28 protein-coding genes are annotated in these 24,502 nt (G+C 51.1%); 12 read left to right on the top strand and 16 right to left on the bottom strand.

Features of this window, described 5'->3' with window-relative positions; all coding sequences use genetic code 11:
• Positions 1-274 precede the first annotated feature (274 nt).
• Positions 275-742: a hypothetical protein gene (locus HNQ39_RS28750; protein ID WP_184204053.1), complete on the top strand. Its 468-nt coding sequence runs from the start codon at positions 275-277 to the stop codon at positions 740-742.
• Positions 743-775: 33 nt separating this feature from the next.
• Here the strand turns inward: HNQ39_RS28750 and HNQ39_RS28745 are convergent, their stop codons facing one another.
• From HNQ39_RS28745 to HNQ39_RS28730, 4 genes are all read right to left on the bottom strand, one after another.
• Entirely contained in the window at positions 776-1,189 is a 414-nt protein-coding gene (locus HNQ39_RS28745) for a hypothetical protein (protein WP_184204052.1), read from the bottom strand.
• Between the two features lie 8 nt (positions 1,190-1,197).
• The gene (locus tag HNQ39_RS28740) at positions 1,198-2,121 is read right to left on the bottom strand and encodes a hypothetical protein (protein WP_184204051.1); all 924 of its coding nucleotides are present in this window, start codon (positions 2,119-2,121) and stop codon (positions 1,198-1,200) included.
• Positions 2,122-2,311: 190 nt separating this feature from the next.
• Positions 2,312-2,761 carry a hypothetical protein gene (locus HNQ39_RS28735; protein WP_184204050.1) on the bottom strand — a complete coding sequence of 150 codons (450 nt, stop codon included), beginning with the start codon at positions 2,759-2,761 and terminating at the stop codon, positions 2,312-2,314.
• Positions 2,758-3,636, bottom strand: coding sequence for an AAA family ATPase (locus HNQ39_RS28730; RefSeq protein ID WP_184204049.1), 879 nt, complete (start codon positions 3,634-3,636; stop codon positions 2,758-2,760). Before HNQ39_RS28730 ends, HNQ39_RS28735 begins: the two co-directional genes overlap by 4 nt.
• Before the next feature lie 160 nt (positions 3,637-3,796).
• On the opposite strand from HNQ39_RS28730, the gene opgC reads away from it, so the two are divergent.
• The 4 genes from opgC to HNQ39_RS28710 all read left to right on the top strand — a co-directional run bounded on the left by opgC (position 3,797) and on the right by HNQ39_RS28710 (position 8,743).
• On the top strand, positions 3,797-4,750 hold the full coding sequence (gene opgC, locus HNQ39_RS28725) for an OpgC domain-containing protein (RefSeq protein ID WP_246386341.1): 954 nt from the start codon (positions 3,797-3,799) through the stop codon (positions 4,748-4,750).
• A gap of 102 nt (positions 4,751-4,852) precedes the next feature.
• Positions 4,853-5,491, top strand: a complete 639-nt coding sequence (locus HNQ39_RS28720; RefSeq protein WP_184204047.1) for a hypothetical protein — start codon at positions 4,853-4,855, stop codon at positions 5,489-5,491.
• A gap of 242 nt (positions 5,492-5,733) precedes the next feature.
• A complete protein-coding gene (locus tag HNQ39_RS28715; protein ID WP_184204046.1) occupies positions 5,734-7,842 on the top strand; it encodes a type IV secretory system conjugative DNA transfer family protein in 2,109 nt (702 codons plus the stop codon).
• Positions 7,826-8,743: a replication-relaxation family protein gene (locus HNQ39_RS28710; RefSeq protein ID WP_184204045.1), complete on the top strand. Its 918-nt coding sequence runs from the start codon at positions 7,826-7,828 to the stop codon at positions 8,741-8,743. The genes HNQ39_RS28715 and HNQ39_RS28710 overlap by 17 nt, the downstream gene beginning before the upstream one ends.
• 24 nt (positions 8,744-8,767) lie before the next feature.
• Here the strand turns inward: HNQ39_RS28710 and HNQ39_RS28705 are convergent, their stop codons facing one another.
• Both HNQ39_RS28705 and HNQ39_RS28700 read right to left on the bottom strand, forming a co-directional pair.
• The gene (locus tag HNQ39_RS28705; protein ID WP_184204044.1) at positions 8,768-9,442 is read right to left on the bottom strand and encodes a hypothetical protein; all 675 of its coding nucleotides are present in this window, start codon (positions 9,440-9,442) and stop codon (positions 8,768-8,770) included.
• Between the two features lie 24 nt (positions 9,443-9,466).
• Positions 9,467-9,679, bottom strand: coding sequence for a hypothetical protein (locus tag HNQ39_RS28700; protein WP_184204043.1), 213 nt, complete (start codon positions 9,677-9,679; stop codon positions 9,467-9,469).
• A gap of 132 nt (positions 9,680-9,811) precedes the next feature.
• On the opposite strand from HNQ39_RS28700, the gene HNQ39_RS28695 reads away from it, so the two are divergent.
• Positions 9,812-10,084 (top strand): helix-turn-helix domain-containing protein, encoded by a 273-nt coding sequence (locus HNQ39_RS28695; protein ID WP_184204042.1) that lies wholly within the window; start codon positions 9,812-9,814, stop codon positions 10,082-10,084.
• Positions 10,085-10,178: 94 nt separating this feature from the next.
• Entirely contained in the window at positions 10,179-12,293 is a 2,115-nt protein-coding gene (locus HNQ39_RS28690) for a CHAT domain-containing protein (RefSeq protein WP_184204041.1), read from the top strand.
• A gap of 49 nt (positions 12,294-12,342) precedes the next feature.
• On the opposite strand, the gene HNQ39_RS28685 is transcribed toward HNQ39_RS28690, so the two are convergent.
• The 9 genes from HNQ39_RS28685 to HNQ39_RS28645 all read right to left on the bottom strand — a co-directional run bounded on the left by HNQ39_RS28685 (position 12,343) and on the right by HNQ39_RS28645 (position 18,787).
• On the bottom strand, positions 12,343-14,052 hold the full coding sequence (locus tag HNQ39_RS28685; protein WP_184204040.1) for a recombinase family protein: 1,710 nt from the start codon (positions 14,050-14,052) through the stop codon (positions 12,343-12,345).
• A gap of 429 nt (positions 14,053-14,481) precedes the next feature.
• Positions 14,482-14,943, bottom strand: a complete 462-nt coding sequence (locus HNQ39_RS28680; RefSeq protein ID WP_184204039.1) for a hypothetical protein — start codon at positions 14,941-14,943, stop codon at positions 14,482-14,484.
• Positions 14,940-15,497 carry a hypothetical protein gene (locus tag HNQ39_RS28675; RefSeq protein WP_184204038.1) on the bottom strand — a complete coding sequence of 186 codons (558 nt, stop codon included), beginning with the start codon at positions 15,495-15,497 and terminating at the stop codon, positions 14,940-14,942. The genes HNQ39_RS28680 and HNQ39_RS28675 overlap by 4 nt, the downstream gene beginning before the upstream one ends.
• On the bottom strand, positions 15,494-15,952 hold the full coding sequence (locus HNQ39_RS28670; RefSeq protein ID WP_184204037.1) for a hypothetical protein: 459 nt from the start codon (positions 15,950-15,952) through the stop codon (positions 15,494-15,496). The genes HNQ39_RS28675 and HNQ39_RS28670 overlap by 4 nt, the downstream gene beginning before the upstream one ends.
• On the bottom strand, positions 15,949-16,407 hold the full coding sequence (locus HNQ39_RS28665) for a hypothetical protein (RefSeq protein ID WP_184204036.1): 459 nt from the start codon (positions 16,405-16,407) through the stop codon (positions 15,949-15,951). The genes HNQ39_RS28670 and HNQ39_RS28665 overlap by 4 nt, the downstream gene beginning before the upstream one ends.
• Before the next feature lie 2 nt (positions 16,408-16,409).
• Positions 16,410-16,703, bottom strand: a complete 294-nt coding sequence (locus HNQ39_RS28660) for a hypothetical protein (protein WP_184204035.1) — start codon at positions 16,701-16,703, stop codon at positions 16,410-16,412.
• A 187-nt stretch (positions 16,704-16,890) separates the two neighbouring features.
• Positions 16,891-17,259, bottom strand: coding sequence for a hypothetical protein (locus HNQ39_RS28655; protein WP_184204034.1), 369 nt, complete (start codon positions 17,257-17,259; stop codon positions 16,891-16,893).
• Between the two features lie 122 nt (positions 17,260-17,381).
• Positions 17,382-17,753 carry a hypothetical protein gene (locus HNQ39_RS28650; protein ID WP_184204033.1) on the bottom strand — a complete coding sequence of 124 codons (372 nt, stop codon included), beginning with the start codon at positions 17,751-17,753 and terminating at the stop codon, positions 17,382-17,384.
• The gene (locus tag HNQ39_RS28645) at positions 17,750-18,787 is read right to left on the bottom strand and encodes a DUF932 domain-containing protein (protein WP_184204032.1); all 1,038 of its coding nucleotides are present in this window, start codon (positions 18,785-18,787) and stop codon (positions 17,750-17,752) included. Before HNQ39_RS28645 ends, HNQ39_RS28650 begins: the two co-directional genes overlap by 4 nt.
• A 308-nt stretch (positions 18,788-19,095) precedes the next feature.
• Here HNQ39_RS28645 and HNQ39_RS28640 point away from each other — a divergent pair, with 308 nt between their 5' ends.
• From HNQ39_RS28640 to HNQ39_RS28630, 3 genes are all read left to right on the top strand, one after another.
• Positions 19,096-19,485 carry a hypothetical protein gene (locus tag HNQ39_RS28640; RefSeq protein WP_184204031.1) on the top strand — a complete coding sequence of 130 codons (390 nt, stop codon included), beginning with the start codon at positions 19,096-19,098 and terminating at the stop codon, positions 19,483-19,485.
• A gap of 133 nt (positions 19,486-19,618) precedes the next feature.
• Positions 19,619-19,972 (top strand): hypothetical protein, encoded by a 354-nt coding sequence (locus HNQ39_RS28635; RefSeq protein WP_184204030.1) that lies wholly within the window; start codon positions 19,619-19,621, stop codon positions 19,970-19,972.
• Positions 19,969-21,324, top strand: coding sequence for a hypothetical protein (locus tag HNQ39_RS28630; RefSeq protein ID WP_184204029.1), 1,356 nt, complete (start codon positions 19,969-19,971; stop codon positions 21,322-21,324). The genes HNQ39_RS28635 and HNQ39_RS28630 overlap by 4 nt, the downstream gene beginning before the upstream one ends.
• A gap of 410 nt (positions 21,325-21,734) precedes the next feature.
• On the opposite strand, the gene HNQ39_RS28625 is transcribed toward HNQ39_RS28630, so the two are convergent.
• Entirely contained in the window at positions 21,735-22,424 is a 690-nt protein-coding gene (locus tag HNQ39_RS28625) for a hypothetical protein (RefSeq protein WP_184204028.1), read from the bottom strand.
• An 872-nt stretch (positions 22,425-23,296) separates the two neighbouring features.
• On the opposite strand from HNQ39_RS28625, the gene HNQ39_RS28620 reads away from it, so the two are divergent.
• Together HNQ39_RS28620 and HNQ39_RS28615 are read left to right on the top strand one after the other, a co-directional pair.
• Complete coding sequence (locus HNQ39_RS28620) at positions 23,297-23,872, top strand: restriction endonuclease (protein ID WP_184204027.1); 576 nt, start codon at positions 23,297-23,299, stop codon at positions 23,870-23,872.
• The gene (locus HNQ39_RS28615; RefSeq protein ID WP_184204026.1) at positions 23,869-24,462 is read left to right on the top strand and encodes a metal-dependent hydrolase; all 594 of its coding nucleotides are present in this window, start codon (positions 23,869-23,871) and stop codon (positions 24,460-24,462) included. The genes HNQ39_RS28620 and HNQ39_RS28615 overlap by 4 nt, the downstream gene beginning before the upstream one ends.
• Positions 24,463-24,502: the final 40 nt, after the last annotated feature.

Raw genomic sequence — 24,502 nt, 5'->3', positions numbered from 1 at the left:
CTATGGGATCATATTCTTCTGACCGGGGAGTACAAGTGGATGCCTGGTTAGAGCTGCCTTAGCGTATGTTTTGCCCGAAAAACTAAAGTCGCCCCACTATGCTAAGCCCTGAAAAGAGCCAGGCAAGGGCTTCCGAAACGGAGCCCACCGAGTCCCCGAAACGAGGGGAGAAATTTCTTAAAAAGCGGCCCCAGGCTGTCTTGACAAACAGGACCACCATAGAATTGTAGTATCAATCAGAGATTCCATCTCAAAACCTGGCAGGAAAAAATATATGGATAATGAGCTTCCGATTAATCTTTTCACGGCACTTCGACTCGACGAACAGGCACTATCTCAGCTTCACTACTGCTTTGATCAGATGCATACGAATACTGATTCAAGAACCGCCTCATTCTACCGACAGGCATTCGCCAGATCAGTCTTCTCGTACTTTATTGCAGGGAGCAAGCTTTTGTGGGCTGACACCCTGGTATCCAATCCAAGGACGATAAAACCAACCCAGGAAGATGGAAAGGTTTTTACGAATTTCCTTGCTATCTTCCACCAACATCAAGATTTAGCAGGAAAAAATATACAAACTTTCATATCAGAAGTAGACAATCAGCTAATAAAAAACACTGAAGAGCGCCTATACAGAGTTATATACCCAAATAATTCTCTTGATCTAACATTTTTGCCTGAAGAAACCAATCAATTAGAACGAGTATTATGGGTTATTGGCTCCTTTATTCGTAGTTAATTTCAGAGTATAAAGCACTAAATAGAGACCAGTCTAGTTTTTAGCATATATATTTCTAGACCATCGCATCCAGAAAGCAATACCTAGAAGAGCAAATAAGGTTGCAATCCTAGCCTCAGCATAGCTAAATCCTTGAGTGATATAGTTCGCCAAAAGTACAGGGACTAAAATAAACCCAGCAACAGCTGCAGTTCGCTGAAGCCGTAACGCTAGTTTTCGACGACGATTCACGAGTATCAGCAGACTTGCAAAAAGTGCCGTGAGTGACATGGTGAGGATGAAAAAAAACGCTCCGAAGAAAAAAATGCTTTCTGAATGGTTGCGAAACTCAATGGATTGTCCCACAACAACGGTAAGCACGTACCCGCAAAAGAGAAGATTTCCACTTCCCACTAAGACTTCTCGTGCTCGATCCATCAGCTGTAAACGACTCTTTTGTTTTTGCATCTCTTGCCCTATGTCCTCGCTGTCAGCAGCTCGTTTATCTTCGTTTGGAGCGAGGCTTGATACATGGCACTCTGCGGCTTAGAGCGGACGAGCGCTGGCAACAATGCCTCAGCCTGACTCGTCAACTCCGCCCAGCGCTCTGGGTCTTGTGTCCGTACCTTATTTCGTTGCTCCTCCAGTTCCGCCTTTCGCTTTGCCTCCAGCTCACCCTGGCGCTGTGCTTCCAATTTTCTTGCCTGCTTGCTGGCTTCTTGGCGCTGGTGCTCCTGATCCTCCTGCCAACGTTTAGGTGGGCTGAACCCCTGCTCGATGGCAGTGCGTAGATAGGCTCCCTTGGTAGACTTAATATTCTCAGCAAATGGCAAATAGTCGAGCTGCTGCTTACACTCCTCAGGGCGTTCACTAGCAAGTTTTTGTGCTACGAGCTTCCCTACTCCCGCCTCGACAAGACGGGTTACGAGTGCCTCGTCAGGAGGCTCTATAGGGTTGCTGTTGAGTGCCTTCCCTTCTCTCTCCTCAGAAATGACAGCAGCAAAAAGCCCTTCGCTTTCCAGCTCGCGCCTGGTTGTTGTTGCTGTATTCTTTGTTGTACTCTTTGCTGTATTCTTTGTATCCTTAATAGTTTGGCGCTTTCCGCCAATCTTGTTTGGCGCATTCGTACAATCTAGTTTGGCGCTTTCCGCCAATCTAGTTTGGCGGAAAGCGCCAAACTGAAGATCTGATTGCAGGGAGTCCTGTAAACTCATCTGCTCACGACGCTCTCGAACATCTTTGCGAAGGAGCTCGACGACAGCTTTTCGGTTCAAGCGGAACCAGAGCTTTGCTGGCTGGCCCATCCGTTTTTCCTCAAGAAGTCCCAGATCGCGCAGCTTCTTGCGAGCGGTATCTTGCTCACGCCGCCCCATGACGGTCTCCTGCTCAATCTCAGGCATGGTCTTGTGGAACCAGCCATCTCGCCCCTCAGGAAGTCGCTGTGTCCAGTACCAGAACTGGGACAGCAGGAGCCCTGCCGAATGGCAACCAACAGCCCGTGCTAGGCCACGCTGGTACGCCACAACACCCTCTCCAATGAGAAGGTCTAAGATCATTCCTATTTCGGCATCTGGCTCCATCGTCTCGTCCTCAGAATCCCTCGTCAGTGAGGAAGGCATCGAGCAGCTCCAAGCAAAGAACGCGCACGGAGCTAACATCATGCTCCAGGCAGTATTTCTTCGCTCTTTTGGAGAGCTCGGGTGACATATCCACTGTCGCTTTCACCCCACCAGGATGGTTGCGTTTCATCTCTAGCGCTTCACGTACTACTTCAGTAAGTCCGCCCGTAGGTGCGCCCTCAAGTGCTTGGGCGCGTACTTGCTTAGGTGCTTGCTTCCTTGCTCCCGTGCGCACGTCCTTACTTGCTTGCGTGCTTGCGGATTTACGGATTTCCGTAGATACGGATTCTTCAAGAGGTTCTGCTCCAGCGCTTGATTGCGTAAGTGCGGAAGTACGTGCTTCCGCATCTGCGGGAAGGGGCTCAGCTTCACCCTTTTGTTCAGCGATATTTTGACGGCGTAGATCTGCTAGTGTGCTCATGCCTTAGCTCCCTTTGACTTGCCCTTGGGGGCTTTGCTTTCTTCCTTGATCTCAACCGGCCAGCGCTTCTCACGCGCCATCTCATTGACGGATTGCTCTACCAGAGCTGCATTCGCTACACGCTGATTACTCACGTAGCTGTTCACCATGCAGGCATCACAGAGAACGCAGATGTCTCTGGGGATTCCTCGTGTGGTGGCGTAGATTTCGTGGAGAGCCTCCTCATTGAAGTACTTGTTGATCTTGTCCCCGCCAGCGGTTTTCAGGCGGTGAGAGATCATGCCACACATGTCCTCAAAAGAGAGGGGATCGAGGTGACCAACAACAGCGATACGCGAGCGGAAGGCCTCTTTGCGCTCCAACTTGTTGGGGAGATTGTCCTGGGCAAGCATGACAATCGTTATGAGCTTGCTCTTGGCAGTCTGGAAGTTGGTAAGCTCGGCGATGGTGTCAATGTTGTCTGGGGAGACGTTCTGCCCTTCGTCCAGTAGTAGAACGCAGTGACGCCCTTCTTTATATTCGGAGAGCAGGAAGAGCTCGAGGAAGCGCTGGTTGTCTGCTGCTGTCCGGGTTGGCTTCTGATCGAACGCCTCCAGAACTGCTCGCAAAAACGCTGCTGGGGTACGCATCGAGGCGGCAGGGAGAAAAGCCACAGTCTTGGCCTTGTCCTCTTCCCAAGTCACGAGGAGCTGATTTGCCACGGTTGTCTTACCTGCGCCGACAGGACCAGTCAGAACCGCGAGACCGCGCTTCTGGTCAGCAGCGTAGCGCATCTTGGCGATGGCGATTTTGTGCTCCTGACTCGGATAGGCAAACTTTGGATCAGGCTGTACGGAGAACGGTGCCTCCGTCAGTCCAAAAAACTCTAGGTACACACTACCTTCCTTTCTCGTGGGCTGGAGTCTGATAAAGCGAAACTCGCGTACCTCCCTGCGCCCGAACCTGTAATCTGATTGCAGGATTGTACCGGATAGTATCGTCTTTTTGCCAGGGTGCCCTTAGGGTAGGAGGATGGGGTATTCTTTTTTGAAAGCGATGCCTAGACCTCCGAAACCTCCAGACATAGCTGAATTGATGCGCTTGCATCACTTTCTGCTGGAATACAAAGACGAAAGGATTGGTGGTAAACCTCTGTTTGAATCCTTGACAGCTCTTGCCCATGCCGTCGCGGCGCACGAGCTTGTACCTACCAAGATGAGTTCGCTCATATCCATGGTTGAGCAGGGGGTAAAGGGAAAGCGTTCCTTCAAGGAAGAGCGCAGAATCGCCTTGCGTCAAGCTGTTGTTGAGCGCATTAAACACCGAGCTCCCGAGCATTTGGATGAGCTGATCAAAGACTTTGATTTTTATTCTTACGTCGTTGAGAAGGTACGGCGTCATCCCTACGAAACAACAAGCGGAAGGAACCTCGCCCCAGGTGAATTGATCGGAGCAGCCTTTGTCATTGTCCCACATGTTAGGGACGTCGTAGCGACCGATAGGGGACTTGCCTTGGTTCGCATGTTCATTGCTGCCTATGGTCTCTCCGGTCGTGACGTTCCAGCCCACTTCAACCAGAAGCACATCTTGGCATTTGCCGATGATGCCGACATTTTCGTATTTTTGTCGACTGTTGTCTCCGAGTCGGTGTACGAGGAACTTGGTGAAAGAGGACGCCCAATCCGACAGGAGCAAGTACAAAAAGTCTGGGCTCGGATGGAAGTTCTGTTTCGAAAGAAAAGTCTGCTTTTTGCCTTGCTGCCTTCGCCTTACTGCCTTAGTGCTGTTACCGTTTATGACTGTGATAAAGAGCAAGGTAAGACTATGGTACTGAGCTACGGAGGAGGGAGCTTCCGCTTTATCCAGCTCTATGGCCAGTTTCGTAAAGGCTATCTTCAGCTGTACCATGACCTCATGGATGGCAGGATTGAAGGAGCTAGTTTTGTTGACCCGAGTCATTTTCATGAGAAGATCATTTATCAGCTTATTTCAGCCTCCGCCGCAGTTTAAGCACGTTTAAGCACAGAAAGACGTTGCATTTAGTTTTGCGATGACATAACAGTATGCTCATTCTATTGATGCCCCTACAGGGCAGTCAGGACGGAGCGGTGTATGTCAGTAAAAGATTCAGAAACCAAAGGGCAGCTCTCAGTCGTTGCCCCGACACTACGGCCACAAGGCAGGGTGATTGAGCAACATGAATCCTTTGATCTCGATGGCGGGATTGAGCGCCTGGAGCAAGAGATGCGAGCGGCGCGAAAGAGTGGGCTTTTCGGCGTGGTTCGTCTCAAGTGGGAAGCATGGCTTGAAGAGCGAATGAAAGAGCCTGCTATCCGTAAGCTCAGGGCACAACGGGAAATCCTTCTGGAGCAGCGCCAGACCGCAGAGGCTCAGATCCATCTGCGCAGCACGGTCTTCACAGGCGAGCGAGACGGCGAGATTGGACGCACGGCTGTTGTCCAAGCGCGCACGGTTCGCCTACAGGCAGATATGGACAGCCTGGGGATCGGAAAAGATGATGGCGTACCTCGACCGTTTCCACCAAGACCAGGCGACCCGCCCCTGACCATGCACATTACGGATCAACAGATTGAGTCCCTCGCGCTTCGTGCAGTGACGAGCATCCCTTCCGGAGTTGCCGGTGAAGAAGACTTGAGAGCTTACCTTGCTGAGCTCCATCAGCGGCTTCCCAAATACGTTGCGGATGAGGTTGAGACACGGATTCGAGCCCTGCGTCGGACGATGTCCTAGTGTCCTATCAGGTGGGTTATGGGGTGTCCTATCGAGGGGTTAGTTAATAACCCCTTTGAAGGGGCACCTCATAGAGGGAAAGGTGCCTTTTTGGGCTTGTAACTGTCTTCTCCTTTCCTCACAGCTCTTAACTCTCGGACTCTAATTGTCCTCATGTTCATCGTGTCTCGTCTTTTCAAATCCAGCTCGCCAGTAGTGGCAGACCCCAAAGGCGCAGATTCATCACCCGAAACTGAAATTTTATGGTTCGTATCGGCACCCGAATATTCCACGATGCCCAGCAGTCCGCTACGCGATTCCGCGTCGTTTCCGACGACCCCGAGCTGATTCCGCACGTCAATCAGCCATGGTTCCGCGCCCATGCGTGTGAAAAACTTGAGCTGCCAATGCCCCATCGCTCAGGTCGTGACGACAAAATTTCGACTGTCGCGGCGAGTCATGACCAGCTTGCTCGTCATGCTGTGGTCTGTGGTGCAACCGGCAGTGGAAAGACTCGGCTGGCTATGCAGCTACTCTTTGAGCAGCTGAAAGCAGGCTGCTCTGTGGTCATGATGGATCCCAAGCTTGAGACGATAACGCACGTGCTCCTCATGGCGCAGAAGGCAGGTATCACCTCGGATCAAGTCACGATGCTCCTGCCTGGTAACGCTGATCTTGGCGGTGTTCCCGGCTGGAACCCATTGGACTATAAGCAGACAGGAACGCCCCCAGGACAGGCGGCAGGGGACTTTGTTTCGGTACTTGCTCAGAGCGCATCGTCATGGGGACCACGTATGCAGGATCTCTTGACCAACGCTCTTCTGATCATCGCGACCCACCGCTTATCCATCCTTGAGCTGGCTCGTTTCCTTCAACGAGATGAGTATCGTGAGGGGCTGCTCGCCCAGGAAGTCGAGCAGCCAGACCCTATCGCCTATCAAGAAGCCTATGAGTTTTTCACATCGGAGTTTGCAAACTGGGGGAAGTCAGAGCGTACTTCAGCGGTCGCTCCGGTGATGAATAAGCTCCGTGAGTTTCTGCGCTCGGGCTTTCTACGTTCCCTTTTATGCGCTCAAAAGAACACTCTCGATCTGGCATCGCTCTGGCAAAAGCAGCGCTTGGTACTGGTGAACCTGGATCGTACAACACTCGGGGATGAGGGGGCGCGTTTGCTCGGTGGGATGCTTGCTTGGCAGCTCTACAGAACGGCGATGCGTGTCGAAGGTTCTGTGCCCGTATGTCTTTCACTGGATGAGATGGGAGTGTCGGGGCAGTTCATCGGACGTGCCGTATGCGAGATTCTGGCCATTGCTCGATCACGAAAGCTCCGAATGCTAGTGGCCTGTCAGCACCTCGCCCAGCTCTCTGATGAGCTTCGCGAGTCGCTGCTTGCCATTACATCGGTTCGAGCCTTTTTCCGTCTTGGCTACGAAGATGCGCGTGTGATCGCAGCCTCACTTGCCGCTGGAACAGGCAGCGAGATTGCGACGGTTGAGGCAACAAGCCTGCTGAAAAAGGATTCAAAAACGGGCGAGCTAACAGGGGCTTGGGTTTCGGTTGAGCATCCCATCTTGGATGGATGGGGTAACGAGCTGCGTCTGTCGAGCAACGCATGGAAGGATTTCCTTTTGGGACGATGCGTAACGGAACTTGAGAGTGACATTGATATTGTGATGCCTTGGGACAGGCTGCCCAATGGCTGGGAAGACACTACCAGGTCTTGGATGCAGCAACCCGAGTGGTGGGAGTTTGACCCGATAGAGCGGCTCCTGGAGCTGGCTCGAATGTCAAGGATTCAGCGCCTCTATGTTCACGCTCCGGATACGGGCGAGCCTGTAGAACTGCGACAGTACATTTCCCAGCTTCCACCCGATCAATACCGTGTGTCTGGGTTTGCACCCGTGCGGCTTGCTGTTTTCTTCCCTAAATCCAAGCTGTCTGTAGTGACTCGTGTCACAGAGAGCGAGCGGCGAGATCGTTGGACACGTCGGTTAATGGACTTACCGACCGCTCGCGCCGTGGTTGTACTTGCCCCAGATGCTCCGGTGATGACTAAGGTGGTAGATGTCCCAGATCCAATAGCTTCTCCAGGATTTGAGCGATTTCTGAGTGGGGCGATGGTTTCCAGTGGTCAGACACTTCCTGACTTGGAGAGGGTCTACGAGGCTCGGCGCAGTGAGGTTGCCCGGCTTGAAGAGATCGGCGCTGAGATACTGGAGCTACAAGAAGACGACAAGAAGTCTCGCTCTGGTAGATCAGGTCAAGCGGCTCGCCCCATAGCCTATAGGAGCCCCACTAGGGTGGACTCTGGAAAGACGGCTCTAGCACTGCCAGAAAGCTTGGAGGTGGACAGCGATGGAAGCCTCGCCTAATACCCCTGTATCGCGCACATCAAGGTATCGCCGCTGCCCAACGGCAAAACCGCTGGTCGCCCTTACCCCGATCAAGCGTAAGCTCCTGAGATTTCTGGTCGAGTGTCGAGTGCTCTCGCTCCCTCAGCTTATTTCCCTTGGCCAACTCTCCCCAAAGGGGACGCGCAGGCAGATGCGCCAGCTCTTCGATGCGGGACTTGTTGAGGTTGTAGCCGTCTCACGAGCGGCGCTTGCGCCAGAGGATGCCCCCGCGGACGAGACCCTTCTCTATGGCAGTGCACCTAACCTGTACGTGCCAACCACTGCGGCGGTACGAGCTTTGGTCGAACTGGGGATTGTGGACAGCCGCTATCTCGGGCATGGCTATCCAACCTATAGCCCGAAGAACGGTCTCTTCCTGCGCCATGAGCTTCTTGTGCGCGATGTGCGTGTCTGGCTGGAGGGGATGGCCTCGCAAGAGGTGGGCAAGACACTTCGTTGGGAGGATGGGACGGGGGCAGCTCTTGAACTTGGTGAAAAGCTTACCCTCAAGCCTGATGCCTGGTTTGTCTTCGAGATCACCCAGAAGGAGCGCCCTCTGGTGCTGGTTGGCCTGGTGGAGGTGGATCGAGGAACAGAGCGTGGCAAGACGCGCTGGGCGGAGAAGCTCACCCGCTACCATGCTCTGTTCAGCTCCGATAAGCTGCTGGAGCATACGGGCTACAAAAATGCCCGTGTTTTGGTGCTGTGTCCTGACGATGCACGGCGAGAGCGTCTAGCTGCCCTGATCGCCGAGCTCGCGGGTGATGAACGGCTTGCGGGAAAGTTCTGGCTGATAACGGTGCCAGCTCTGAACCAGACTGGCTTGCATGATCCACAGTGGCAGGTAGTCGGCCAAACGAGTCTACGAACGCTTCTGTAACCGCAGTGATGTGCACATCGACGATCAGTTGAAAAAATTGGTGAGTGCTGACCAGATAATGGTGATAATCCAAATAACGGCGATAATTGCGAGAATCATACCCATGTTCGACATAAATTGATTTATGGGAACGATATTGACTAGAATCGTCACTGCAAGAAACTTCAAAAATTTGATTATCTTAGGCTTGCTCAGTCTAGACGAAGTGCCAATTTTTCGGATGGCTTCTAGGGCATGGGGAGTGAGGTCAGAATCTCGGCTTGCGATAACTTGTTGGAATGCGATGGTAGCATCACTCTTATCCCCCGAGGCGACAAGAATCCTTCCTAAGGTGAAGTAGGCCAGCGGCAGCTTCTCGTACCCCAGGGCAGTGTTGGCAGCTATACGTGCCTCATTAAGATACTTATCTCGCTTTGTTACTTCTCGTGCCACTGCTACATATTCGTTTTTGGCTACTGCCATCCCATAATTTGCACGACTCTCAAGGACGTAGCTCATTGCTGTAGCGGTTCTTCGTAGGTCCGCATCGTCGAGTCGTGATGCGTCAGATCGGATTTGGGCAATGTCACTACTAATGAGACGAGAACCTGAAGCCTCAACACGGAAAGCATCCTCCCGTTCAAGCGCATCGCATCGCTCTATAACCTTCTCGATACGTGAAAAAATACGCGAAAAATTTAGGCTATCTTGAGTCTGCATAGATCTGTCCTTTGAATGTACATCTCAGATGTACACAGGCGTTATGCCCGACAGGTACAAGACGCCCTTCTCCTTGCCATCTATGTAGACGGTGTGGCTTCCTGGCGAGACGTCTTCAAAGTGAGCTAGTCCCTTGTCATCGGTGTACTGCACATGATTGCCTCCTGAGTAGACTACTACCCGGCTCCCACGCACAACGCTTCCCGTTGCCTCTGAAACCACTTTGATACTGACCATCTCCCGCTCCTTCTAAATCGCTCGTTTCGAGCCGTAACAGATTAGTCATTTTACCATGTATATATACCGTGGGTTTTATACTGTGTGATCTTTCCCGTGGTTTGTATCCGCTAATTCTTCAATCCTGTGGGGATGCAAAAGAGAAAAACCTTGGAGAATCGCGATCCGCTTCTCCAGGCGGTGGCGACAAGAATTCGAGCGCTTCGTGAAGGGAAGGGGATTGCTCAGGAGGTCTTTGCCTACGAGGCGGGGATAGATCGGAGCTACTACGGTGGGATCGAGCGCGGCAAATACAGCCCGACAGCGATCAACCTTGCCAAAATCGCCGTGGCGCTAGATGTTGAGGTAGGGGAGCTCTTTCCGGGGCGTGAGGAATTGGTAGTGCTTTTGACTAGTCATAATTAGGCGACTCCGTTTTTATATTGTCCGTTTCCATTGATCCAAAATATGGAATCGAGCGGCTAAACTGGGCATGAAGTGAAAGAGATTGGTAATGGTTATGAATAAAAAAAATCCGATGTATGTTGTTTTATTTGATGATTTTAAAAATAAAAGAGATGTATATATGCCATATATATCTCGCGAAGAGGTTAGGGAAAGCATAAGCTCGATAACAGTGCCACATGGATTATCTAAAGAATTAGTTTCGTGTATAAAGTCTATATGGTACTGCCTTCATTTACCGGCTTCATTTTTTGATTTAATTGATCTGCAGGCGAGACACATTATTTCTTTTAAAGAAGCGAATATTGCTCATCAGATTATTTTGATGCCTCTAACTCTAATTGCTGAAGCAAATAAAATTATTAAGTTTTATGATTCCGAGTTTGTTCCTGTTACTATTTTTTGTCCCGATTATTTAGTTGATTCAGCAAAAAAACTGGCCGAAGAGATTGGTAATGGAGTATTTGTAATTCAGAATTCTGAATTAAATCCGGGAAAAATTACTGATATTTGGAAAGAAATTCATAAAAATATGAATTATGAATCAGATTTTCTAGATATGAATTTTGGCTTTATAAACCGTCTAGATATTGCACCAATTTTACTGACTAATAACATTTTGAGACGCCGACTTAAACAGGATATGTTAGTTGAACCAAACGGTATTGAAGAAATAAAAAATCTCAAAAACATAGTTATAGATAACCATATCGCAGTTGCGGCCATTGCACGCTGTGAAGATGCTGAGATGAGTGTAGTGGAAGCAGAAGAGGCAATCGGTGAATTCATCGAGCATGAGTCTCGATCTTTAAAACTTCCACTCAGTATCGTCGCTCCGGGTGTTCCATCGTTATATATTGATAGCATATATGAAGATGGAACGGTATTAACGCGTAGTAATCTGTTTTTGGATCCATTATTAACTTGGAATGATGTTGAAAAGTTTGATGATAGTAAGATAGAAAATGCAATTATAAATTTTATTGCGACTCACCGTGCAATAGCACGTAATGGAACTGTAATATCGACTATGGATATTCCAAATACTCTTTTTAAGAAATTGAATAATATTGAAAAGCAATATTTAGATTCTTCATTGACAAAACGTAGACATGTGTGGCGTTGGATAAATGATATGGGAAATTCAGCTGCTAGTTTATTTGATGAAGAATCGGTGGATACTCTAAAACGTGCATCTTTTGTAAATATTTTTTCTAATTTTCCTCTAGGATTGGCAATCTTACCTGGTGATACATCTCCCTATTGCTGTCGTGTTCCTATAGCATACCGTCCCATATTGCCACTCACAAGAGCATTGCAGGTAGAATTACTAAATCCTCCATATATTGAATGGAGTGAAACAATTTCAATTCTGATTGTCGAGTGTATAAGTGAAAGTGATCGTATTGGAAAGTTATCAAGAAGTATATGGAAACATATTGCGAAAGAATATGCTAATAACGCAAATATAAAAATTATTTATGTGGAAGCTGAATCATCATCAGATGTTGCTTCACTGTTGAGTGAATATGATCCTAATGTACTGATCATAAGTGCACATGGACATTATGCTCAAGAGAGTAATAGTGCCGGAATAATGATTGGAAAAGATTTTTGTATGGGCGATGATTTAGGCGACATGCCTCCTTTAGTGATATTAAGTGCTTGTAATGTTGCACCTCGTGGTATTGGAGCTGTTAATATTGCAGATTTACTAATGCGACAAGGTGCATTAGCAGTTATTGGAACATTAGTACCTGTAGACATAAGACATAATGCCATTCTGATTAATCGCTTGTTTGTGTATATCAATGAAACAATGTCAGGTAAGAATTCAATGAAAAATTTTGCAGAAATCTGGCATCATGTAACGACTTCAAATGCAGTTAATGATATTTTATTTAGTAGTACAGGAATTTCTCAATGGGCTTCGATGAAGCATGAAGGTAAATCTATATTGGAACTTTTTACTCAGGAGCGCTCTGTGGGGAGATTACGTAATGCACATATATATAATGATACAATTACAGTTCTGAAAGAGATTGCAGTTGAAAATAAAACATTAGATAAAGTTAATGCTTGGCTGTCGAGGCCAGGTTATGCTCCGGAAACACTTTTTTATATAATGATAGGTTGGCCAGAGAAAATTACGATGAATTTTATTAATTGATATTAAAAAATGTGATATTTTTATATTGAAATGATTTGTATGTGGATAATTAAAGTTCATGAAAATCTAAAAATACTGAGTCTATATCTTTTTGAGAAATACAAAGAATATTAGTAACTAATTTTTTCCAATTGGTAGATTCATTGGTAAAAGTTCGAAACTCATCCCTCATCCTCAGCCAAAAGGGATGACCTAGGTCTAGGTTGTCCTTTTTTTCTTTCTCAGAGCTAATTTCTTCCGGTTCGAAATCTATAATTTTATTTTGGGGTGAAAATAAGGTTTTCGAACTTTTTATATCCTGTATTACATCTAACAGGTTACTAAATAGTTCCGTATACTCAACAACCGTTCCCATTGGGGAAATGCTTACACTGGAAAACATTTTTCGTAGAACTGTTCGCTTTCTGTCTGGTGATGCTTGAGAAAACTGTATGGCGCAGTTTTGCGTCAGGCTAATCAAGGTTGATATGTCATCCATAAAGCCCATCTGCCTCTCAGAGACGTTGCTAAGACGTTCGATAATGAGTTCTTTATCGTGGGAGATCTCGTGTTTTTTGCGATCAAAGTCTTGCTCGGTGATCGAATCATCGATTCGCATATCGAGTAGACGGCTCAGCCGTTGATCGGCCTTAGAGAGCAATCGCTCGAGTTCTTCTCGGCTTTCCTCATGTCGTGATCGCTCATCTTGGTGTGCTGCTTTTAGTGCAATACGTAGCCATTCGGCCATCTTTGGAGTTGTCAAAGTAAAAGCATCTAGATAAGGTAGCAGCTCTGAATCGAGAGCATCCTCACGAATAGAGGCTCGCTCTGTACAGCTCTTTTTCTGCCGACAATAGCCATATGTGTGTCCTTTTTGGATTTCCCAAGTTAGGCGTTTTCCACACCCTGAGCAAAAGACGAGGCCGCGATAGAGATGGTCGTGGCGCTGCTTTAGGGTTGCACCCACTCCCATGTTAGGGCGATTGATCCTGCGCTGTACTCGGTCAAACAACTCGTGGGACACGATTGGAGGATGAACACCCTCCCAAAGCTTGCCCTCAAATAACATCTTTCCGACGTAGAAAGGATCCTTGAGCATGAGATGAATGTGGCTTGAGTAAATCTGGCGATCCATCTTTGTTCTGAGCCCTTCTTTATAAAGGTGCTCTGATAGGCGCTGAACAGACCACTCCCCCGTGTCATAAAGAGAGAACATCTGAGCAATCAAGGGAGCCCTCACAGGGTCTAGTTGAATAGGGCTTCTGGGGTTTGCTTTATTGCGGATATAGCCGATGGGGGTCTTGTTAGGCCAGATCCCTTGTCTGAGCATGGCATCAGTAGATTTGCGTATTTCCTCGCGCAGATTGTCAGTGTAGTTCTTTGCAAGGACGACGCGCATTCCCCAGTTAAGTTTGTCTCCTGATCGGGAGAATTTGTGCAGATCGATACCATCCTTTACGCAGTGGAGGTGGCGATTTGCATCGGTCTCAAGCCAGTCATCGATCATTACCCCCTCTTTTAATCCTGAGCGAGTCAGGCGATCTACCTTCTCGACCACAATGTGCTGGATTTTAGTCCTATTGACCTCATCCATGAATGCCTTGAACTTCTTTCGGCGTAGATGTTTTGATGCTGTCTCCGAAAGTCTTAACATGAGTGGTACATCAAAGCCTCGTTTTGTACTAAAATCACGCAAGAGATGCTCTTGGGCATCGAGACTATAACCATCTTCTTGTTCTTTTGAACTAACTCGACATATAATTGCTGCTGTTTGATTCATATAATCTAAATTAAATAATAATTAATCGCCAAAAAAGGGCAGCTCTGTGCTATCCCATCCAACGACTCTCGTACGCTTTCTGGCAGAGCTGCCCTTAAGAGGCAGAAAATTGTGTAGCTTAAGGATTGGGATAGCAAAAAAAAGATAGCAAATTATTTATGCCCCTAATAGGGCTTGGTATAGTTCGACAAGCCATTCAGCCATCGCTGCTGCTTCTTCTTTAGAGAACGAGCGACCCCACTCTTCTTGAGCAATAATAATAAAGTTATCTATGAGCTCAGGGGAAAGCATGTCGAGAAATAAATAGTAATAATGATGTGTTGCATGGCAATAAATGTTAAGAAAAAGCCTGCACATCGACGTGTGTCATAGTGCAGGCGAGTTGTTGGTTTTGCGCTTCCGCATCTCCGTAAATGCGTAGATGCGGATTTACGTATCTGTGGATAGTTTTAGTAAGTCTGATCCGACGAGTTTCTCGACCTCGGTGCGCGGGATTCTGCGCCACCTTGGTTTCTCAAAGCTGCCATCAGGCTTCCTGTCGAACTCGACGATGTCGAAGCTCTCGGGGAACTGCCATCTGTCACGGGTCGGATTGTAGACCCCGCGATTGAGGTAGTGCTCGATGACGATAGGGGGCTTCTCCGGCTTTTGGAGGTATTCCCAGGCAGACGTTGCCAGCACCTCGATCCGATTGGTTATCGAAGTGCCTTCGTTGTTATGTGCCTCGGTGAAGAGGGCGACAGCAGGAGGAAGAGTTTCAGGGGTGTCTAGCGCTCCGTCCTCGGCCCGTGGCTGGTAGAGCCTCAGGATGCAGACAGATGGAGTGTTATGGTAGCCCTTATAGTGCCAACCTCCCGCGTAGATCACTACGGCGGGTTCAGACTCGTTCAAGCTGCTACCAACCTCTCCAGAACCGTATAGGTGATCTCGGAGCTGTCAGTAAGAGCTTCAGGTGGCACTGGGGAATCTAGCGACTCGCCCACTACATCCTCGACCGCCTCACGGCAAAGGGGAGTCCAGTGGAGCAGGCGACGCTCGCGCACCGCAGGGGCATTGTCTGCCGCCTTGGGCTTGCGCCGTCCTGTCCGTAGATTAGTGGCGGGGCTGTTGCAGTTGGGCACGGTGTTCTTAAAGAGCACCAAGCCCAGCTCCTCGTCGAAGTCCATCAGGATGCTACCCATTTGGTACTTGCGACCCGCATAGTGCTCGATGAGCAGGAAGTCCAGCTCACTCTGCACGTCGGCCAGGCCACCACGGAAGCTAGTGACGATGGTCTCCAGCCAGGGGCCAGTGGGAAAGTCGGGCACTTGTGGTGCCCAGCTCACCAGCACGACCGCCTCGGACATCTGCTCATCAGGCACGGGTACGAAGACCCGAACCCGACAATCGGCCTTGCGCTGCTTGCTGTCTTCCAGCTCGAAGCGCTGATCCAGTGTCTTCTTCACGAGTCCCCTCCTTCCGATTGCTCGGGTGCAAGGTGAAAGACCAGACAGCCTTCCGCGTCCTCGACGCTGAGCCAGTAGGCGGGAAGCTCTAAGACTCCCTCGCGCACCGCTCTGAAAAGCCGCATCCAGCAGCACAGAATCACGGTTCGATCTTCCAGCGTTGCGACGATGTGTGGCACGGTGAGGTCAAGGCTCATCGCCCGTCCCTCATCCATGTCTGGTCGCCACTGCCGACAAAGCTCCTCTGTGATGCTGTAGTCTGCTAGAACCAGTGGGCTCTCTGGTCTCTTGCTTGTGGTGACAATGTGGGCAGCGTGCCCGACGTTCCACAGGTAGGTGTGGCCAAAGAGATCTTCTCTGAGGATCACGTCGCCAAAGGCTCCGTACTCAAGAGTCTTGGAGGCGATAAGCGCCTCACGGTCAGTGGCCTCATGTAAGGCCGTTCCTTCTTTCAAGGCTTTCGCCGTCCTTTCTTGGTGTCCATCGGTGCCAGCTTGGGGCGTGGCGGAATCTTCATGACGAGCACCTGCTGGGCTTCCTGTGGGGTGAGCTCGTAGCAGGGGAGGAAGGGAATGCCTTCCATCACGCAACGAGCCAACCTATGCCAGCCATCAATGAGCACCGAGGTGCCATCATGGAAGGGAAGGAACAGAATGGGCTTGGACAGATCGACCGTCCGTGCATACTGCTCGTCGAGGTCGGGGTAGCGGTGGCGAAGGTGCACCAGGTCTATCCCGTGGTCGCTCGGGTGCAACTCTAAAGCTTCGCGGGGAGCTTGCTCGATAAGCCGATAGCCCTTGGAGGCGTTCCAGTGCCACTCTGTGCCGGTCGCGTCAGTGAAGGTGAAGACCTGATCACTCAGATTCAACTCGATCACTTTGGGAATCTGCTTGGTTGTGGGAGAGGACATTTTCAGTAATCCTCCCTGACCATGGCGACGCTTTCTTGCCAGCCTGCGCTCGTGATGATCCAGATGACTGTCTTATCCTTGAGCGTGTAGCTGGAGAGAACGCGCCCTCCGCGCTTGATGGATTCCTCGTTTACGACTCGGTCGTCGTAGCACATCTCCGCTCCGTAGTCGCCTTCCCGATGCCGCTTGAGTAGGTGCATGAGCTCCTCCTCATTGCGGATCAGGGCCTCGACTGCGGCTTGGGTGACATAGACCTTGCCCAGAGAGAACTTGATGGGCCGCTGGTAGGCGCTCATGTGGTTTCTCCCTTGGCCTCGTAGACGAACGTCTCGCGTCGTTTGCGCTTGGTGGGCTCGGGGACTTGTCCCGTGAGCCTCCGCACAACTTCGGCAGCGCCCTTTCGGTAGACTGCCACGACGACGATAGTGCCCGTGTCGGCTTCACGTACCGCCCAGTGCCTCCCGCCCTTGTAGCGGGAGATTGTCAGGAGAGACACAGTGGTACCTCCAGACGAGCGGACAGGGCACGAGACGCGCTCAGGAGCACCTGCTCGATGGTGGCCGCTTGCTCATGAGTCTCCCAGCGAGCCGATAGACTCGCCAAGTGGAAGCGCTGAGTGATGAGGAGCTTCTTGAATCCTAAAACATGCTTGCAGGAGTATCGCCCGCTGTTCTTGGTGAAGAACGGGCAGGTGCAGCTTCCTTCAGCTCGGTTGAGGGTGTAGGTGGCTCCATGCTGTGTGTGAATCAGGTGCAGGTTCCCGTCGAGGGAGCGGATTCGGTATCCGTCCTCGAAGAGCCGCTGCGCCCGCTTGTTGACGTTGGCAAGTTGCCTCGCCTCGTCTAGGTTCATGGGGAGGTGTCCTTTCTTTGGTGAAGGGGCCATGCCATGAAGTCCCATCTCATGGGCGGCATGGCCCGTAAGGTAGGGATTTAGTGTGTGATCCCAGAGTAGAAGTGTGTGATCTGGGAAATCTATCCCACTATTGGCTGTCGCTTGAGGAGATCAAGAATGTCCTGGAGCAACTCGGGGTTAGGAGCACAGGGCGAGGTGATGCCTCGTACTCCCTTGCACTCTTCCACGACCCGCCTAAGCATCAGGGAGGTCTCCTCGATGCCCAGAGGCAGCGGTACGAGCTCTCCGTCCTCGGGCTGGCCGATGTAGTCGTCTAGCTCGGGAACGGGGACTTCTATACGCCACCCTCTGTGCGCTTGAATGACGTGCTGCTCGGTAAAGAGATGCACGACACCAAAGTGCCATTTCTCCTCGATCTCTGCTGCCAGTCCACGGAGGCGCTGGCAGACGGCGGCGAGCCGCTTATCTATCGTGGGGGAAACGGCACTCACACGAGTAGCCCTCCTTTGGGGGAGAGAATCCGGGTGCGTAGCGCCTGGTCGGCTCGGCTCTCGCTGGTTGTGTCGATAAGGACACTCGCCAGCGTTTCAAGCTCGTAGCGCCCTTCCACCGACAACCGCTGAGCGGCGTTGGTAACGGCATTTACTAGCCCGTAGAGCGTGTCCTGATGCGTCTCGCCGTACAGCCCGAACTTGATGTACTCGGCGGTCTGCTTGGAGAGCTTCCAGGCATCCGCCAGCACTTCGATAGCACGGGCTGGGTCAGGAACGATGGTCTTGGTAGAGAGGATCATCTGCTCGATGAAGGCCGCCGCGACAAGCCGAGCTTGCGCGATGGCATCTTGCAAAAGAGGAACGAACTGCTCACCCACGACATGTATATGCCGCTGCTTGAGCATACTTCGCCCCGCGATCTTGCGAACCATACCGTTGGTGCAGACTTCCCTGAAGATGCAGGCGTCCACCGTCACGGCCCGAAGTCCTACTTCACTGTTTGCGATATGGATCGCAACGATGAGTGGGTCTCCAGGTAGGGCAAGCCGAGACATGCGAGGATCAATCAGGCGCAGGTGGAGGCTCTCGCTGGTTAGGTCAAAGAGCTTCACTTCGTGGCCGCTTCCCGCGATGGCTGGCAAGAGAGCGTTCAGGAGCTGACGGTTATCGAGCTTCTCGTAGCGAGCAGAGAGCACGCCGCGTACCTCCGAGTTCTTGGCTCGGATGGTCCACTGTTGCCCACCATCACCACCAGCTTTCTTGCGTAGCTCCTCGGGAATGCCTTTCCAAAAATTCCACTGGGTATCTTGCAGCTCCTTGGGGCAACGCCCGAAGTAGGCGGCAGGCATTCCGAGCTTGGTACAGGCTTGGCCCATCGCCCAGGGGGAGAGGGCAAAGCCGAAACCATCGTCATCAGCACCAGGCCAATAGAGGCGTCCGTGCTGCATGGAGACTTCATGGATAGCTACGAGGTGATCGTGCTTACCTGCATCGTCTGCGCTCACGCGGTCGCAGACCTCATCGAGGTTCATGGGAGAGTTTCCTTTCAAGTTTCCCCAAAGTTGGGGAAGGGGGTGATTGTAAAGATTCACGCGGCGTGGGGCCTCTTTGGATTTGGTGGAGAGGCGTTGCCTCGCCGCGCCAGGCAAGAGTAATGGACTTGGGGAAAATCTCCAACGAGACTGAACTAAACCTCTCAGCTTTAGTAGAAAGGCACTGAAAATAACAGATTTGAGGGCTATCGCCGTTTGGATTGAGATCAGGTATAAAGTGTCAAAATTGGGCGGGTGATGAACCACTTCTCCGTGGGTGATCTCGCCAAAATCAAGGAGTTTGAGAGATGGGAAGACGACCTAAAGCAGCGACAGAGGGTACAGAAGCAACAGCCGAGGCCGTGGCCGCTCCGATAGTGCGCCGCCGCCGCCGTTCTACAACGGTGGATCATAATGCTCAGGGACAGATTCTGATCGAGTCCCTACTGAAGTCTCGTGGTGAGCGTGGAGCCACCCAAGAAGAGGCGCTTGCTGTCGTGACCTGGGCGCGTGGTGTTCATGCAGAAGCCGCCGAGCTGAAGGCGCTTACCACCCGTGTACGCCGAGCCAAAACTGAGAACGCTGCGGAGCGTCAGATAGCCCTTGGGGTGAACCAGGCTCTTCTCGATGGGGTGCTCTCTGGAGCCCTAGCTATCGATGTGAACGAGGTGGGAGCGATAACCTTCAGGGCAGCCTAGTAGCTGCCCTGCCAGTCTCGAAAACGACCATTATTGGTATTACGATTAACACCCGTAACGGTGTCAAAGTAGTCGCGCCCTTTTGCCATTGGCGCCTTGACACTATGGGATAAGATGATTAGAGAGGACTAACATGACTTTTGAACGCGAGATTGCCGAATTTTTTTGGCCACAGCATGCGGAAATGCTTTCTGAGCGTAATTGGATTGCTCTTTCGGAGCTTATCGAGGATGAGAGACCTGTAAGTGAAAGCCTGAATGTGCCAAAAGGAGACAATCAAGATGCTTATTTTGCCTCTCTTCTCATTTTGCTTTGGACAATGCGCATTGCGCGTTGGGCATTTCAGCTTTACAAGAAGTTAAGCAAGCTTGAGGGTAAAGAAAAGACAGCGGCAATCATAGAGGATATTAACTCTCGTATCGACGAGTCGACGCCGCAAATAGTAATTGACCGAATCAAAGATATTATTGAACAGGTGCAAAGATGAGCCCGCCAGCCGCAGGTAGACGACCGATTCCTGCGGCTCAGGACACAAGCATCAAGGAAGTCGCAAGAATCTTAACGTTCTTTGTCCCAGCTACGATCCTTCCTTTGCTCGCCTATTCCATGGGAGCTGCAATGCGGGAAGCACCGTGGTTTCTAGCCGTAGGGCTGGTTGTACTCATAATTACCCGCTTCTTTTTTGTCTTTGGGTGCCTCACTTTTCTCGTGTCGATACCGATTATCGGACTGAGGGATGGGTGGATAGCTATCTTCCTTATATTGACAGGGATGCTAATACATTTGGAGTCATTATGTAATTCAGAACATACTAAACGACAATCCTCGTATTTACTTTCAGGGATCTTAGATGCTAACAGCAAATACGAGTTTGAGGAGATCGATGTACCGCAGGAATTATTAAAATCTTTTGAAGTTCTCCAACGCAAAGCGACAAATCAATCAGCCTGGGTTCGCGCGGCCAATATTACAGGTGCGGCCGGTATTATAGGTTTGTCTGGGGCATCACTCGAAAAGCCAATCCGAGTGTTTCGTTATATCTGTAAAAACCCCAGTGAATTGGCTGGTGCTGCCATTGCATTTCCCCTCTTGAAATATCCCAGCTTGATATTTGTCGAGAATTCAATAGCCGATCTCAACGATGCTCAACGGTTCCAGCTGTATCACGAGTTGGCTCATGGCTCCTATGACGGATTACAGATCAATTTGCGACGACTCCGATGGGATCTGGCACATCCTCTCAACCGAATAACGATGAATCCTGTGATATGGGGGTCAATCGCGCTTGCTTGTTTTCAGCGGAGTATCGGATCCGATATATCGGTTATCGCGGTCATAATTGCTAGCTTTCTTCGATTTTACGCGGACAAGTTGGAAGCCGATATCGCACCTGGCACTGCGGAAGCAATGGCAGATTCCATTGCCATGAGGCATCCCGATTTCCTAGATAATGACAAATGGAAGGTAAGAGCTCAAAATCTCTTCATGAGATTGTCTGATGAAAAACATAGTATGAAATCAACCGATCCGCGCTTCCGCCAGGTGTCATACCGTGCCAACTGGATAAAACGATGTATCCAGTTAGGCACGCCAGATCCTTATCACTATACAGATGTTAATCCGATACTCTTGCCGATCTTCATTCTCTATGTTATTTCGGGGTACTTTACACCTATTTCTAATAATATGGCATATTGGGGAGGAATATTCATGGTGATATTATATGTTTATACATCGAATGCTGTGGGCAAAAATTCCAAGGAATCCTACTATGCAATTAAGAATATCGATGAAAAACTCCAACCTAGACCTTCGCACGGAATGTTTGTTGCCACTTGAAGGCAAACCTGTCAACGCTACTCACCCCACTCGGTTGAGCAGGGAGTTTTCCAGAAAACAGTAGAGATTCCTGTCAAGTAGATGGCCGAAGAAGGACTCATCAATCTCCATGAGTCCTTCCTTTGTGAGACGGTGCAAGTGGGGTAGGCAGATGTTGCTCCCCCCACCTCTGGACGTGAACCAAAACCCATCTCTAAATCAAGGGGCCAATTGGCTCTCCCGAACATTTGGCGAAAATCGGTTTAGAGCTACTGCCTGTAGAAGATTCTTGTGGGAAAACTCAACCGGTAGTAGGCCATCACCAAAAGTGCGGAAGACCCGGCCAATTCCTCGGCCCCCTCCAGACTTTTGAGACAACTTTCTAGGGTGATAGAAGAAAAGCCCTCAGCAAAGTTGCCAAGGGCACAAGATCAGAGTGTCACGGTGTATTCTCCGAGAGGCCAGTTGAAGCGTAGAGGCTCCCAGCGACGCGTCCACCGACAGGCAATGGCGATAGACAGACCAGGTTTGCCCAGCTCCTTCCAAGCGGCGTGTGCCGCCTCCAGCGTGTCGTAGAGACCAAACGCCGCAGGAACCATCTTGTCGCCCAGCGGAGCGCAGAGGGCGTACTTGCCTGCCACGACCTTGAGCCGCTTGATTGGGATCTGGTAGCGACTCGGGTCGCCCTTGCTCCCGTGTGGTGGCTGGATGCGCCTCGCTAGGCGCTGCTCCTCGACGATGGCATATCGAAACGCGACCACAGCTTTCTCCTGAGCCATCGCCTCGATGCTGGCGGCATCACGGCCCAGCTCGTCCATGTGGTAGGCATAGGGGAGCTGACCGCCACCATAGTCACAGCGGAAGATATGCCACCTGGGGCCTTGCCGCGTGTAGTGGCAGGTACCTTGGGTGCCATCGGGGTAGGTGACGGGGCAGTCATACCAGCGATGGTGTAGCGGGTTGTGGCGCTTGACTTCCCACGAGTTGGGCACGTCGGCGACAACGCCTGTTTTGAGGGCGAGGGCTTTTAGAGCCTTCTCAAGCTCGCCAGGCGCGAAGGTCGTGTAGCGCTTGCCTCCTGCTGAGGAGCGCCTCGTTTTTGATGTTGGGGATCGGGCCAAGGGGGTATGGCCTCCTTTTTGTGGTGTCTCAGCAAGCCCTACCCTGGGGATAGAGCTAAGCCCGAGCGGAGACATCATAGAGAGTTTGCGGAGATATGCAACGTGGCTGAACCAAGCCTAAACACCCCGAAAATCTAAAGGCGTTTGTGGAGCTCCAATCGAATGCCTCGATGGGCGACAAAGAGCCTCAACAGGTTCAGCCTCGTTGCATGTTCGGTATCTATTCGGGCAAGATAGGCAAGTCGCGCGCAAGACACTGGCTCCCCAAAAGGAGCCTTTCCCTTATCCCTAACCCGTCTGTACCCATGCCCAGACCACGAGTTCTCATGCCAAAATTGGCATCACAACCAACCCCACCTCAAGAGCCACCGCCGCTACTTGCCTTTAATCGCCTGCGGGCTGTTCTGATCCATGTCCCGTACTACTCCATCGCTCCTAAGGCACGGCTCGCCAGCGATACGGAACTCTCTCAGAACGCTATCTCCCGCATCGTTCGGGGGAAGCTAGAGCCAAGCTACTTCACTGCCCAGCTCATCTGCCGAGCCATCCAGAAAAGAAGTCGCCTGAGGATTCCTCTAGAGGAGATCTTCTCCACAAATGGGAGCTACCCAACGGCGTCTACCTGCTCTCTGATGGGATGTCAGGGCTGTCTACCATCTGAGGCATGGAACGAGTGCACGGACAGGCTCAAGCCCCAGTGGAGGCACCAAAAGCCGGGAGATTGGTCAAAAACAAAACCAATCGCTATGGGAGAGATTCCAATCTCCACGCATTACAAACCAATTTCGATAGGAGACAACACAAAACCAGGGGAGTGGTCCCGCCTCGAAGCTGACCCAACCCACCTGGTCTGACCATTTAACTGATATTTCATGAACTTGCCTATCCCAAACAAACTCCAGCAACGACTGCTGAGGCTCCCTTTCGATGCCTACCTAAGACTACTCTCCCTTCTCCTAACTCGCCTTGGCTACCAAGACGTTCAGCTCGCAGGCCGAACCGACTGGAAAGGGCGAAACAAGGGCGGTGGCTACGACCTCACGGCAACTCTGCCCGGCGGTCTCTACCCCCGTCGCATTGTCATTCAGGCAAAGCAGTTTGATAAGGACTCGCGCATCTTTCAGCGCCATGCCGACGAGCTGCGTGGTGCTGCCATTCGGGTAAGCGCTGCCGAAGCCGTTCTCATCACCAGTGGCCCCATCTCCAAGTCCATTGATGCAGTAGGGCTCTGCCTACCCATCCTGCCCATTCGCCTCATGGGTGGGGAGCAACTTCTGGAGCTTCTCGTCAAGCACCAGATCGGGGTCACGCCAAGCGGCGAGCTCGACGAGGCGCTCTTCAAGGAGCTGGAGCGAGAAGCTAAGGGCAACCGCCAGAGCGACTGCATCGGCTCGTCGGAGCTACTGCTTACCGTCGCCCTCAAGCACGTACCTAAAAAGCGTCTGTGACCTGGCGGACGCACTTCATGGGCGGGATCGTGAGCCTCTGGCTCTTGCCACTGGGCACCCCTTACTGGTCGGTCGCGCTGGCTATCGTCTTTGCCTCGATAGGGAGCCTCTTGCCTGATCTGGATGCCAGAGAGTCTAAGCTCTCCAACGTCCAAGTTGGCGGGATCACCCCCCTCAAGCCCGCGGCTTATGCCCTGAACCGACGACTCGGCCATAGGGGACCGATGCACTCGCTTCTAGGACTGTTCTTTGTCGCCGTCATCTTTGGCATTCCTCTTGGGCTCTTCCTTGATCCGTTAGCTGGAATTGGGCTGGTTCTGGGCTACCTGTCTCATCTACTGCTCGATGCCTGCACCAAGAGTGGGATTCCCCTCTACTGGCCCAAGCCTGGCAAAATTCACCTGCTTCCTTCGGGCTTCCGCGTCGTCACTGGCTCCTGGCAAGAGGATCTCGTCTTTCTGCTACTTACCTTCGCCGCTACCGGCTTCTTGCTGGGGCAGCTATTCACCTCATCCAACCGTATCTCAAATGACTCAACGACATCACCTTTCATCACCCAATACCAATCAACTATCCATCAATCATCTTGACCTTGTTGCACTCGGACAGTCGGCAAGGCTGACCCTACGA

Origin of the sequence: Armatimonas rosea, assembly GCF_014202505.1 — a bacterium.
Classification (GTDB): domain Bacteria; phylum Armatimonadota; class Armatimonadia; order Armatimonadales; family Armatimonadaceae; genus Armatimonas; species Armatimonas rosea.
This window is presented reverse-complemented; position numbering and strand designations above follow the sequence as displayed.